Genomic DNA, 13,165 nt, shown 5'->3' with positions numbered 1-13,165 from the left:
AATTAAGGCTGGTATGAAGTATAAAGAATTACGCTTTTTGCGGGAATAGCAACTTGAATGGCGTTGTTTTTCAAACTATTTTTTTCCAACGGAACTGGAAATCCTTTTTCATCGACTGGACGCTTATTTTCGCTGTACAAATATTTATTCAAACCAGACTTTAGTTTTAGTTTTTTGGTATCAATTGTAAAATTGGCTTCTGCATCACTATTGTTGGCAATAGCAATCGTAATATCTCCGTTTTTAGTTACTCCTGTAACTGAACGAACTTTTTCCAGATTTAGATTGTCGATTTTTACAATTTTCATATCACTGGTCAGATAACGTGTCATAATAGACCAAGTGTAAAACCACGGACGCAGATCTTCATCTGTTTTATCACCTGTCAATTCTTTACCTAAACTATTAAACATTCCCCAGCGCTTCAATTGATATTTATCTCCTTTGTCGTCTTTTGTATGCATTGCATCGTCCAGATCCCAAGCAATTACAGCATCAAAACCACTGTTAATAGATTGAATTAAAGCATCGGCCATATCTACTCCGTAATCATAATCGTAAACCGACAGCTGACTGTCGACACTGGTAAATTTATCCCCTAAATGCTTTTTGGACGAAGGTTCTCCTTTAAGTCCTAATTCTCCTAAAATAAATGGCTTTTTATGAACCGAATCAGTAAAACGTACCAATTCGCTGAAAGTTTTTTGAAATTCCCCAGAGCGAATACTTTCTTTTGAAGGATAATCGTGAACATCGTAAGCAGCCACTAAATCTGGAATCTGTAAAGCCGTTTGTCTCGCCCAATCTAAACCTTCGTATTTCGATTTTGGATTATTGAATGAAGTGGCATCTGGCCCTATGATCGAAATATATTTATCCAGTCCTTCTTTTTTAATGGTTTTATGCAGCAGTTCGATTCCTTCTTTCCACTGCTGAAAATCTCCATCTGTTGTTGCCCAATCTCCGTTAGGTTCATTTACCAAATTGTAAAATTTAATACAGCTGTATTTTTTTACTTTAAGTAAATGATTCAAATTTTTGACAATTAAATCAATCCATTTTGGGTCATTGGCACCTGTAAAACTGTTTTGAAGATTCAAATGTGTATCATGAACTTTATAAGGCTGTCCCCATTCTCCTAAAATTACAATAATTTTATTCTTTTCGCAGTAATCCAAAAGTTTGTACAAAGCTTTCATTTGATCGCTTTCGAAATCAATTATGGGTTTTCCGTTAGTGTCAAAACCTTTCAAATACCTCCAATTAGCCTGATCCATTACTCGGGCAATTTTAGGTTTAATGAATGAAACGCGATCAAACACCAATTGCCATTTTTCGTCTGTCATTAATTTTCCCCATTCTGAATCTTCAGTATCAGCATGCGGATAGGCCGAAAACTCGATACCGCTTCCAATAAACTCATTCGAAATAACTTCATTTGGATTAATAGAAACAATCGGAATTGAATTTTGGCTCTGTGCGGAAAAACCGAGTAATACGCACCAAAGCGCAATGCTATTTTGAATTTTCATTTTGGGAATCTTTTAAGGTTTTTAGTAAGTCATTGATGTCGCAGGTCGCTAAACCAACGTATTTGTCTGCTGCGCCGTAATAAACATATAAAATATTATCGACAATCATATTACCTGTAGGAAAAACACAGCCTTTATAAAACCCTTCAATTTCGTAATCGTGTTCGGGTTCCATAATCCAGTCTTCTAAACGTGCCGTAACTTTTGTCGGGTCTTCTAAATCTAATAAAGCAACGCCCACTCTGTAATAGCCATTTCCGCCATTTTCTACACCATGATAGATTAATAACCAACCGTCATCTGTACGCAAAGGCGGTGTGCTTCCGCCGATTTTTTCTTCCCAAGTTCCATTTCTACCACTTAAAAGCAGTGTGCTTTTTTCTTCCCAAACCATCAAATCATCCGAATAACGAATCCAGATTGCTGGATAATCACAGCCATATTCTGGTCCGATCCATTGTTTTGGACGGTGCAACATTGCATATTTTCCGTTGATTTTTTCTGGAAATAAAATCACGTCACGATCATCAAGATTTGAGGTCGTGATTCGGCCTAATCTTCTGAAACTCTTAAAATCGGTTGTAACAGCCAATCCAGAATTAGCAATATTTTGCTTGTAGACTGCTGGTGCATCTGGTCCTGTTACAGGAAGATTGATTACATCGTGTGGAAATGTCCAATAACGTCCCGGAGGAAATGGTCTGTAAGCATACGTTACGTAATATTCATTTCCGAATTTAATAATTCTGGGATCCTCAACTCCTCCCATATCGGGTCCGTTGCTGCTTGGTCCAAAAACAGGTTCGTCTGATTCTCTTTTAAAATTAATACCATCTGTACTCGTTGCCAAACCTACTCGGATTAAATGGTCTTCATCGTCTCCTGCCGCTCTGTAAAGCATATAAAAAGTTCCGTTCTCATACCATACGCCTGGATTACAAACCACAAGATTTTCCCAATAATTATTAGGGTTTGGACTTAAAACTGGATTTTGGGTGCACTTAATTAATTTCATTTTGATTATTGTATTTTGGTTTTTATTTTACTGTTATGTTTTCTGCCATGACGTACATATTTGGCAGTTTTTTGCTGAAGATCATATTTGGACTTGCATAAAGCAATTTGAAATTGGCTGCCGAACTATGTCCTTCAAAAGGTGCATAAAAATGAGTTCCTTCATGCAATGGATCGTATTTATTACGCCACATCACGACCATACTGACTTTTTTCCCCGTAAGCGGAACCGAAATTTCGTTTGTCCAATAGGTATCGTAAGGCACTCCGTTTTTTACAATTCCTTCTACTCCGGTTTCAGTAACACCGCACGGTTTTAATTTTTGCTGAGAAAGCGATGCAAGATTTCGAAGATTGGTGCTGAAAGCCGAAGTATTGGTTCCGTGATAACTATCCCAGCCAATAAAGTCTACATAATTGTCTCCAGGCCATCTAAATAAAAAACTGTCGACAGTTCCCTGACTGTCCAATTGAGGTGAAATCGCATATATAAAACTGTGAACCTGCTTTTTATTTTTCAGATAATCAACAGTATATTTCCAAAGATTTATAAACTCCTCTTGCGTTGTTGCACTCGAACCCCACCAAGACCAAGTTTGCGTGTGTTCGTGAAATGGACGAAAAATAATCGGGATTACTTTTCCGTTACTGTCTTTTAAATTATTAGCAAAAACCGCCAGTTTATCCAACCAAGAATTGAATTTAATATGTGTCGCACTTCCTTCTGTCAAAATTTCTTTTGCTACCGTGTTTTTTGAATTATCCCAACTGTCGCCACCTGTCAACGGATTATTCAAATGACAACAAGCTGTAATCACTTCTCCGCGTTCTCGTGCTTCTTTTATCACTCGTGCTCGGTCATTATTAAGAGTTGCTATGGTACTTCTGTCATCCATAATTTCAGCAAAATCGACACTAAAAACGCCTGGATAATCGCCACAAACCTCTTTAATGTCCGATCTTCCTGCTTGGGTCATCCAGTTTCTTCCATATAAAAGATCGTCGTGATGCCCGAACATGGTTCCTTTTTCCTGAATTCTCCATAAGTTGGAATACAGTGCTTTAGTTTCAGCAGTTGCATTTGGATCCGACAATTGAAGCGTTACGGGAGTTGTAACTTCTGGTTCTTTTTCGTCTGAATCTTTTTTGTCATCAGAAGAACATCCTACAAGTGATAAGCTTATAGCAACAAGAATGGTATATAATGATTTCATCTTTTTCTTTTTTAAGGTTAATAATCGAAATTGGTTAACACCAAAAGTCCTTCGGCAGGAATGGTTTCAGATGTATTTTTCTTTAAGTCCAATTTTAGATTGTTTTCATTTGGAAGAATAATATGATCGCCTTCAAGCTTTAATTTACCTTTGGCATAAACAAACTTTTTAACTTGATTTAAAACAGGAAGATCTTTAGAAGTCAGGTTTATTTTTAAATCTTGAGAAGAAACATTTACAATGGCAATCATATTTTTACCTTCTTTAGAAACTGAAATCGCTTTTAGGTTTTGATTTCCATCAACTGCAACTTTGTGGACTTGAGATTCAGAAGGCATATATTTTGTCAGCAACGACCACGAATAAAACCACGGACGAACTTCTTCTTCTTTTGCTCCAAAATATTCGTCTCCCAGAATATTCCAGAATCCCCAGACTTTGAGCTTGTTTTTCTCCTCTTTGCCGTGCATGGCATCATCCAACATCCAGGCAACTGAACCAGAATAACCAGCGTTTACAGTCTGAATTAAAGCATCGGCCATGTCTGAACCGTAGACATAATCGTAAACAAACATTTGCGAATCTTCTACAGAAGCGTAGGGTTTTGCTTTTGCCCTTGCGATATTTTCATTTAATAAAGCTTCATCTTCCTTCTCGACAAACTTGAATCCGATTTCGCCCATTACAATGGGTTTATTGGTTGGAACGGCATCTTTATACGCTTTTAGGATAGAAGTATATTCACCAGAGTTAACCGTAATTTTTGATGGATAGGTATGAATATCGTATACCCCAATTGCATGATCCAAGTCTTTAACAGAATTGGTAATCCAATCTACCTTATCAGTTTTCCAAATCGCAATATCTGGTCCTAATAAAGAAACTTTTTTATCAAGGTTTAAGGCTTTGACTTCTGACCAAAAATAAAAAGCTGCGTTTTTCCATAATTCATAATTTTCGTCTGTCGAAGACCAGAAACCATTTGGTTCATTAATCATGTTGTAATAATGAATACAGGAAAATCCTTTTTTGTTTACCAGAAAATCAAGGTATTTTGCTGCCGCTTTGAGATGTTGTTCAGAGATGGTGTTTGTTTTGCTATTTACCATTCGATCTCCCCAATCTCCCAAAACTACTTTTACACTTCGGGACTGGCAGTATTCCAGAATTGGGGCAATATTCTCGTAATTTTTTGTCTCGTTAAGCACGCCGTTTTCCATTACCGAGGTCGTGTTGATCATGACTCTTATGAATTGGGGTATCATAAAATCAAGACGAGAATACAATTTCTGCCAATCTTCCGAAGAAATTTTTAATTGCTTTGCGCCATAATCCAACTGGTAAGGATCCCACTGAACACCGTTACCAATATAATTGGCATTTATAATGGTTGTGTTATCAACAGCAACAGTTGCATCGGGCACTGCCGAGCAACTGATTACTGTTGTCACTAACCAAAATGATACGATAATTTTTGAAACTATTGGTCTCATAAAAAGGTTTTATGACATTTATATTTTAATTCACCTTGGTAACGTCTATCCAAAAACGTCTTGGTTTTTTAACGAATTTGTCGTAATCGGTATAAATTTTATCCCAATCGTCTGTTCCGTTCAAGTTGAAAGCAAAAGCATTATGTGCAATGGTTTTAGTACTTCCGTTTCCAAGATTTTCAGTTCCAGCATTTTCAAAAGTTCCCACTTTAGTAGTTCCGTCGGCAAAAGTGAAAGTGATCGTTCCTGTAGCATAATTTCTTAGCCATTTTCCTTCTCCTTGAGGAATAGTTCTGTAGAATTTTTTCACATCGGTTTGAGGCGTTCCGATATAGACAAAATCAGCATATTTACCATCAGCTCCAGCTGTATTGGTAATTGTTCCATAGGTATTTCCATCTTCTGTAATTCCGGTCATTTCAAAAATCAACTGATTGTCTAATTCTTTATCCGGACCTTCTGTAGTAGACCAAATCCAAGGTTTATCTGTCATGGCCAAAACTGCTCCTCCACCATACTCTGGTCCAGTTCCTCCAAAAACAATCAGGTTGTCAATATCATAAGTTCCTAGGAGAGATTCTCTAAATGAACTTGCTACAACCGTATAAGTTCTTGATTTTCCTGTTGGAGAAGTCACTGTAAGTTCTGCGCTGTTTTGAGCATTTTCAAAATTCAAAGCTTCACCTTCTTTTACAGATGATTTAGCGCCGTAAGACAAAACAATTTCTTTAATAATAATGTTACTGAGATTAGGAACTGCATCAACATTAATAGCCAAATTTATGGTTCCCTTTTGATCGTCTACTCGAACAATCTGAGCGTTACCAACCTGATTTTCAAATTTTATTTCCAGAACATTTCGTTCGTTGTTCCAGTTTCCTTCTTCAATATCTTCTAAAGGATCTTTTTGGCAACTTGTCTGCATCAAGGCAATAGCGGCAAACAAGACGTATAGTATTTTTTTCATAATCATATTTTTAAGAATTATAAACCTGTGTTTAAATCTATTTCTGTCTGCGGTATCGGATAAAATGCTGCTTGTTCTGCAGTAATTCCAGAAGCTTCCGGAACAACCTGAGAAACTCTATTGAATCTGCGAAGATCATACAGACGGTTTCCTTCAAAAGCCAATTCTAATGCGCGCTCATTCCAAACCGCTAATCTGAAATTTTCTAGACTTAAACCGGGAGCCAGATTTCCTAAACCTGCTCTGTTTCTAATTTGATTGATCAACGCATAGGCTTCTGTTGTTGGTCCTGCTGCTTCGGCATAAGTCAAAGCCACTTCACTAAAGCGAATTAAAAATGGTTTTGTACTTGTTTTATCTCCAATGAAATTTGGATCGATATATTTACGAGTAAACGGATACACAATTTTCCCTGGATATTGCGCAGAAACTACTCCTGATGCATCGTAAGTTGTAGTTACAAACAAGTCTGTTTTTCTTTTATCGGCATTATCAAAACTGTTGTAAAAACCTGTCAGCGTTTGAAAAACACTCCATCCGTCATGCGATTTTGTATAGGTATTATCAGGATTCTTCAAATAAATAGTGGCTCCATCGATATACGGAATAAACAGTTTTGAAATTTTAGAATAATCTCCTTCTGTCGCTCCTGTTCTGTCCATCGAAAGCAAAAAGATGTTTTCTTTTCCTAAAGGTTTTTCAACATCATAAATCGTCAACAGATTATTTTCGAAACCATAAACACTTTGTCCTGTAATTACATCATTGGAGTATTTTGCAGCTTGTTGGTACATTGCTGCGACATCTTTACTCATTTCTGCGTATTGCGGTACATTATGTTCTTTTGAAGAGGCGATATACAAATACACTTTTGCTAATAATGCCTGCGCCGCCACTTTATCTGCACGCCCTAAAGCTTGATTTACTTTTAATAATTCAATTGCTTTTTCTGAATCGGCAATAATAAAATCGTAAACCTCATCCAGGTTTTTAGCCATTGGCGCAGCAGTCTGATTTACAGTTTCTACCACAGAAGTATGCATTGGGATGCGACCAAAATTTTTAACCAGATTGAAGTAATTCCAAGCTCTTAAAAAGTACGCTTCTCCCAAAAATTTATCTTTTAAATCCTGCTCGAATTTTCCTTCAGGAACATTTTTAATTACGGCATTTGCTCTGTTTATGGCAATGTAAGCGTACTTAAAATAATTCCCCAGCATTCGGTTTGTGCTAAAAGTTCCAGCCTGCCATTTATCCAAATTCTGATTATCGGCAGTTTCATCGCCTTTTGGTCCACATTCTTCTGTTGGAAGATCTCCCACATAAAATATTGCTCTAGAATATTCTAAAAAGGTTAATGCATCGTACGCATAATCTACAGCCGACTCTGCATCAGAAGCCGTTTTATAGAAATTTTCTTCAGAGTAAAATCCGTAAGGTTCTTCGTTTAAGTCACACGCAAAGGCGCTCATAATAAGAGCCATTGTTAGTATTTTATATCTTGATTTCATTTTTGATACTGTATTAAAAAGTTAAGTCTAATCCGAAAGTCCATCTGCTCAATCTAGGGTAACCGCCCCAGTAAATTCCGTCTGTTCCCACTTCAGGATCGTAACCGTCAAATTTGGTAAACGTGTACAGATTGCTTGCATTTAGGTACAATCGAACACTTTGGAAAGCTGTATTAACAGGTTTTAAAGTATATCCTAAAGTGACATTCTGGATTCTCACGAAAGAACCATCTTTCACCCACCAGTCTGAGAATTTTAAAGTTCTTCCGTCTCTCAAACTCGGATATTCGTTTGTTGGATTATCCAATGTCCAGCGCAAAGGCTGATTACTCGGCTGGTTGAAAGCCTGCGTGTCTAAAACATCTTGCCCAAAAACACCATTTAAAAACACACTAAAATCTAACTGTTTGTATTTTACGCTTAAGTTTAAACTCGCCATAAAATCAGGATTTGGATTTCCGATAATGGTTTGGTCTTTTGTATCTACAACACCATCTCCATTGATATCCACATATTTAAACTCTCCTGCCTGCGCCAATTGTCCGTCTAAACCGGCATTGATTCCTTCTTGTAAATTCTGAACAATTCCGTTTGTTTTATATCCGTAGAAAACATTTACCGGTTGTCCAATCGCTAATAAATTTGGAAATTGTCTAAACTGCTCTAAACTGTTTCCAGAATATTCATACTGCATTCCTATGTTTGGATCTACATTTAAACCCGATTGCTCTACAGATCCCAGACTTACGATTTCATTCTTATTTTTAGAATAAACTGCCTGTGCACTGATTGTCCAATCTTGATTTTTATAAATTTCTCCGTCAAGCGTAAGTTCAAATCCTTTGTTGGTTAATTCTCCATCGTTTACCCAGATTCTGTCATATCCAGAGGAAGGCGTCAAGATTCTTTCTCTTAAAAGATCTTTTGTTTGTTTGTTGTAATAATCAAAAACAATATGAAGACGATTTTTTAGGATGGACATATCTACTCCAAAATCACTTTGAGCTGTTGTTTCCCATTTTAGATCTGGATTTGGAATTCCGCCCCAAAGTTTCTCAATCCCGTCTTGTCCTGTTGTTCCCACCACATAACCAGGTCCGATTGCAGAAACCCAGTTTCCGTTATCATAATATTGGCTTACTCCATAACGGCTCAAAGTCTGATACGGATTAATTCCTTGATTTCCAGAAATACCATAACTGGCACGGAATTTCAATTCGTCAAAAACTTTTAGATTTTTAATAAACCCTTCATTGTGCGCTTTCCAGCTTAAAGCTCCAGAAGGGAAATACGCCCATTGATTGTTCTTACCAAATTTTGAAGAACCATCGGCACGAACTGTAACCGTAGCCAGATATTTATCTGCAAAACCATAATTTAATCTGAAAATTCCGGATACTAGTTCCGTTTGTATTTTACCATTAGAAACAGTATTACGTTCTGGATTTCCCGCGCCCATATTTTCATTTCCTAGCGTTTCATTCACAAAATCAAAAGCTCCAAGTCCTGAACTTCTAGACACATAACTTTCGTAAGTATATCCGCCTGTTACGCCTAAATCATGCTGACCGAAAGTCTTGTTATAATTGGCAAAGGTCTCTGAAACAAAATTCTGTCCGTCCCAATTATTGATGTAACCTGCACCATTATTAAAATCTCCCGTTTCTGTATATTTACTTGGAAAATATTGATCGTTTACAGATGATCCGTATTTATAATTTGCTCTTGATGTTAATCGTAAAGAAGGAATAATCTGCCATTCCAAAGAGGCTGAACTAATTACATCTATCGTTTTAGTTTCATTCTGACGAAGATGTGTTATAGCAACAGGATGTGTATAATCGTTCTGACCAATCATATAATAATCGCCATTATTGTCATAAATTGGGAAAATAGGATTTCTCCAATACGCCAAACCTCCATTTGCATTTCTTTTTCCTTTGCTTACGATGTTGGAGAATCGAACTGTAAAATTGTCAAAAACATCGTGTTTGATTCTAAGGTTATAACCACCTTTGCTGTAACCATCTTTTACAAAAACACCTTCTTCGCTGTAATAATTTCCGCTTAAGTTGAAGCTTGTTTTATCCGTTCCGCTGTTAATACTTACAATAGTGTTGTTACCAAGAGGCATATTTCTAAAAGTCACATCATCCCATTTGGTAAAGTAAGGCCAAGATCCAGACTGCAATTCCTGAATAGACGGATAATACACACCATTAGAATTGTTTGCTCCAATATAAAGAGGAGTTTGTCCGCCATTAATTCTACCCTCGTTACTCAATTGTGCCATTAAAAGAGGATCTCGCCATAAATTAAGCTCAGAATTAAATGCAGAAACAGTAGATTGCTGTTGTACTAAAATCTGTGTTTTTCCTTTCTTAGCAGATTTAGTCGTAATAATGATCACGCCATTTGCACCTCGAGAACCGTATATTGCTGAAGCAGAAGCATCTTTTAAAACGTCTACTTTTTCAATATCGGCAACATTGACTTGTTTTAAATCTCCAGCATCTCCAAGCGGAAAACCATCTAGAACTACCAAAGGTGCGTTTGAACCTCTAAGAGAACTTCCTCCCCTGATTCTTACGGTCGACGTTGAACCTGGATCTTGTGAAGTGGTTACCTGCAAACCTGCTACACGTCCTTGCAATACTTGCTCGACAGAATTTGAAGGAATATCTTCTAGTACTTTGGTTTTTATCGTACTAACTGAACCTGTTAAATCTGCTTTTTTTACCGAGCCGTAGCCAATAACGACTACTTCTTTTAGATTCTGAGAACTTGCTTTCAAAACTACATTTAATGTATTTTTTCCCGCAATTGAAATTTTCTGTGTATCAAATCCCATAAAAGAGAAAGATAGAACTCCATTAGCTGGAGCGTTAATTTCGTATTTTCCATCAAAATCAGTAGATGCACTTTTAGAAGAGCCTTCTACAGTAATGTTTACTCCAGGAATTGTCAGACCGGTTTCGTCTGCTACTGTACCTTTAATGCTATTCTGACTATAGGCTGCAAATGTGCTAGCGAATAGAATACAAAAAAGTAAGCTTTTTGTCCATTTTTTTTTCATTTGTTGATTGGTTAAAAGATTAGTTATAAGTTTCAGGACAAATTAACTACTTCGTTTTCGTAACGGTTTTGTAAATACAATCAAATAATGATACTTTAATGAACAACAGATAATACTTTTATTAAAAAATATAGTCTTTATATGAATAAAATATTTTTATACCCTTAAATTATTACGTATAAAAGAAAAAATTTATTTATTTTTGACGAACTATATTTTTTATATAATGAAATACAGTAATACTATTATGAACGAAAAACGCAATATCCTAAGAGAATTAGTACCAATTTCAGATGATGACTTTTTTATTGTATTGAATCATATGCACGCGAAATTTGACTTTCCGCTGCATTTTCATCCTGAAATAGAATTGAACCTTGTTTTGAACTCATCAGGAAAAAGAATAATAGGAGATTCTGTCGTAGAATACACAGATTGCGATATGGCACTTATTGGTCCGAACACGCCTCATTTGTGGACAGGAATAAAAGACAACAATGATGCACATGTAGTTACAATTCAGTTTCACGAAGATTTATTCTCTCAAAAAACTTTGAATCGAAAACTAGCTTTACCTATAAGAGAATTACTGGAAAGATCAAAAAGAGGCATCTCTTTTTCTAAGGAAACTATAGAAGCTTTAAAACCCAAAATTCTTCAATTGTCAGATTCTCAAGATTTTGATTCGCTTTTAAATTTCCTATCTATTCTTTATGATTTAGCCATTGCTAAGAATACTAAAAATCTGGCCTCACATTCGTATGTAGATTATTACAGTTTTCCAGAAGGGCAGCGCATCGAAAAAGTAAATGATTTTATAAAGGACAATCTCCAAAACAAAATACAATTAAGAGAAGTGGCTGATTTAGTAAATATGTCAGAATCTGCTTTTAGTCATTATTTTAAAAAATGCACCAACAGTTCGTTTTCAGATTATGTAACCGATTTAAGACTTGGACTTGCGGCAAGACAATTATTTGAAACCGAACAATCTATTAAAGAAATATGTTATGACAGCGGTTTTAATAATATTTCGAACTTCAACAGGACCTTTAAACGTAAGATGGGATTTACACCGAGCGAATTTAGGGATCAAAGCAAACTGATTACAAAACATTAATCACTTTTACAAGTGAAGCTGCCTCGTAGTTGCCTCCAAAATTGCTACAAAAGGCAAGGCGGTAGTAAAAATATTAACCATTCTACGTTTTGTGGCAGAATCGTGGCACATTGAATTTGGACTTGATACCATTTTTGCCAAAAATAATTAAGGCAAATTCACAAATAATTTTGCCGAATCAAATTTTGTAGCGGAATCGTGGCACATAACATTTCATATGCTTCTTAAATCATTAAAATCATACTCTCCGCGACAGAGGTTCGAATGGCAGAGCGATCTGAACTACAAAGAAATTATCCTGCATAAATTAAATTGCGTCCGCATTGCGGACGTAATTCAAAAAAAAAAAAAAATGATAAGCTGTAGCACTAAAAAAAAAGATAACATTTTTGGCTGACTAATAATCACATTTTATAATATTCAGATTGTGTCCGCAATGTGGACACAATCTGAGAATATAATTATTGAAACAGCTTTTTGCTTTCTAATTTATAGCGTCGCTAGTAATAAATAGATTTTATAAAAAAAATACCGTACCTTTAAAGAGTATACATGAAAAACATATGACAGTAAAATTAACAAATCTTATTCTAAAGGTGCTAGCTGAAAATTTTAAAAGCAGTGTTTCACTTGAAGAATTAGCAGAAATTGCTGGACTTTATGAATTGCTTACCGATGAGCTGCCAGACCTTAAACCAAATCAACACTTAATCCAGTCAATCATTTTAGAAAATCTGATTATTCTGCATGATCAGGGTATGGTACATTTGGAAGAAATGACCGACCTCAGCACAATTACGCCAAAAGGCCTTCATGCAGCGGCCTTAATTGAAAACAGTTACAATAATCTAGACTAAACTGCATTAAATAAAACTAATAATTCCCTAAATATCGAAAGTTAAGCATTACAAGCTTTTTCGAAATAGGAATTACCATTTCAACAGCAGCCTATCCTAGGTCTATTTAAATAGTCTGTTCTTGTATGCTTTAGCCACTGAAGTATATTTTTATTGTCAAATATCATTAAAAAATTTTCCTCAATTAAAAAAACATTCTATATTTGCACCCGCAATCAGGCAATGATAGCAACATACTGGAGGAATGGCAGAGCGGTCGAATGCGGCAGTCTTGAAAACTGTTGACTGTAACAGGTCCGGGGGTTCGAATCCCTCTTCCTCCGCTGAAAGACTTAAAAACCCTGTAAATCAAACGACTTACAGGGTTTTTCTTTTATTTTT

General features: G+C 36.0%; 9 protein-coding genes and 1 tRNA gene. 3 read left to right on the top strand and 7 right to left on the bottom strand.

Translation table 11 applies throughout. The features are described 5' to 3' along the window. Positions 1 to 2 precede the first annotated feature (2 nt). Genes GSY47_RS06045 through GSY47_RS06015 form a run of 7 tightly spaced genes read right to left on the bottom strand, consistent with a single transcriptional unit; the run spans position 3 to position 10,807 of the window. Positions 3 to 1,532, bottom strand: coding sequence for a cellulase family glycosylhydrolase (locus tag GSY47_RS06045; RefSeq protein WP_219071162.1), 1,530 nt, complete (start codon positions 1,530 to 1,532; stop codon positions 3 to 5). Further along, positions 1,516 to 2,547: a glycoside hydrolase family 130 protein gene (locus GSY47_RS06040; protein WP_219071161.1), complete on the bottom strand. Its 1,032-nt coding sequence runs from the start codon at positions 2,545 to 2,547 to the stop codon at positions 1,516 to 1,518. The genes GSY47_RS06045 and GSY47_RS06040 overlap by 17 nt, the downstream gene beginning before the upstream one ends. A gap of 22 nt (positions 2,548 to 2,569) precedes the next feature. Next, positions 2,570 to 3,760: a glycoside hydrolase family 26 protein gene (locus GSY47_RS06035; RefSeq protein ID WP_219071160.1), complete on the bottom strand. Its 1,191-nt coding sequence runs from the start codon at positions 3,758 to 3,760 to the stop codon at positions 2,570 to 2,572. A 17-nt stretch (positions 3,761 to 3,777) separates the two neighbouring features. Beyond that, complete coding sequence (locus GSY47_RS06030) at positions 3,778 to 5,253, bottom strand: hypothetical protein (RefSeq protein WP_219071159.1); 1,476 nt, start codon at positions 5,251 to 5,253, stop codon at positions 3,778 to 3,780. A 25-nt stretch (positions 5,254 to 5,278) separates the two neighbouring features. Beyond that, the gene (locus tag GSY47_RS06025) at positions 5,279 to 6,220 is read right to left on the bottom strand and encodes a hypothetical protein (RefSeq protein WP_246611274.1); all 942 of its coding nucleotides are present in this window, start codon (positions 6,218 to 6,220) and stop codon (positions 5,279 to 5,281) included. Between the two features lie 17 nt (positions 6,221 to 6,237). Then, positions 6,238 to 7,731 carry a RagB/SusD family nutrient uptake outer membrane protein gene (locus GSY47_RS06020; RefSeq protein WP_219071157.1) on the bottom strand — a complete coding sequence of 498 codons (1,494 nt, stop codon included), beginning with the start codon at positions 7,729 to 7,731 and terminating at the stop codon, positions 6,238 to 6,240. A gap of 13 nt (positions 7,732 to 7,744) precedes the next feature. Further along, the gene (locus GSY47_RS06015; RefSeq protein WP_219071156.1) at positions 7,745 to 10,807 is read right to left on the bottom strand and encodes a SusC/RagA family TonB-linked outer membrane protein; all 3,063 of its coding nucleotides are present in this window, start codon (positions 10,805 to 10,807) and stop codon (positions 7,745 to 7,747) included. A 226-nt stretch (positions 10,808 to 11,033) separates the two neighbouring features. Here GSY47_RS06015 and GSY47_RS06010 point away from each other — a divergent pair, with 226 nt between their 5' ends. The 3 genes from GSY47_RS06010 to GSY47_RS06000 all read left to right on the top strand — a co-directional run bounded on the left by GSY47_RS06010 (position 11,034) and on the right by GSY47_RS06000 (position 13,107). Further along, positions 11,034 to 11,927, top strand: a complete 894-nt coding sequence (locus tag GSY47_RS06010; protein ID WP_246611273.1) for an AraC family transcriptional regulator — start codon at positions 11,034 to 11,036, stop codon at positions 11,925 to 11,927. Between the two features lie 563 nt (positions 11,928 to 12,490). Beyond that, positions 12,491 to 12,784 carry a hypothetical protein gene (locus tag GSY47_RS06005; RefSeq protein ID WP_219071155.1) on the top strand — a complete coding sequence of 98 codons (294 nt, stop codon included), beginning with the start codon at positions 12,491 to 12,493 and terminating at the stop codon, positions 12,782 to 12,784. Between the two features lie 238 nt (positions 12,785 to 13,022). Then, positions 13,023 to 13,107: transfer RNA gene (locus GSY47_RS06000), tRNA-Ser, on the top strand. The last annotated feature ends 58 nt before the right edge of the window (positions 13,108 to 13,165 follow it).

The organism is Flavobacterium quisquiliarum, from assembly GCF_019308285.1.
GTDB lineage: Bacteria > Bacteroidota > Bacteroidia > Flavobacteriales > Flavobacteriaceae > Flavobacterium > Flavobacterium quisquiliarum.
This window is presented reverse-complemented; position numbering and strand designations above follow the sequence as displayed.

Coding starts and splice junctions, on each gene's coding strand:
- GSY47_RS06045 (WP_219071162.1), bottom strand. CDS start 1,532: ATGAAAATTCAAAATAGCATTGCGCTTTGGTGCGTATTACTCGGTTTT.
- GSY47_RS06040 (WP_219071161.1), bottom strand. CDS start 2,547: ATGAAATTAATTAAGTGCACCCAAAATCCAGTTTTAAGTCCAAACCCT.
- GSY47_RS06035 (WP_219071160.1), bottom strand. CDS start 3,760: ATGAAATCATTATATACCATTCTTGTTGCTATAAGCTTATCACTTGTA.
- GSY47_RS06030 (WP_219071159.1), bottom strand. CDS start 5,253: ATGAGACCAATAGTTTCAAAAATTATCGTATCATTTTGGTTAGTGACA.
- GSY47_RS06025 (WP_246611274.1), bottom strand. CDS start 6,220: ATGAAAAAAATACTATACGTCTTGTTTGCCGCTATTGCCTTGATGCAG.
- GSY47_RS06020 (WP_219071157.1), bottom strand. CDS start 7,731: ATGAAATCAAGATATAAAATACTAACAATGGCTCTTATTATGAGCGCC.
- GSY47_RS06015 (WP_219071156.1), bottom strand. CDS start 10,807: ATGAAAAAAAAATGGACAAAAAGCTTACTTTTTTGTATTCTATTCGCT.
- GSY47_RS06010 (WP_246611273.1), top strand. CDS start 11,034: ATGAAATACAGTAATACTATTATGAACGAAAAACGCAATATCCTAAGA.
- GSY47_RS06005 (WP_219071155.1), top strand. CDS start 12,491: ATGACAGTAAAATTAACAAATCTTATTCTAAAGGTGCTAGCTGAAAAT.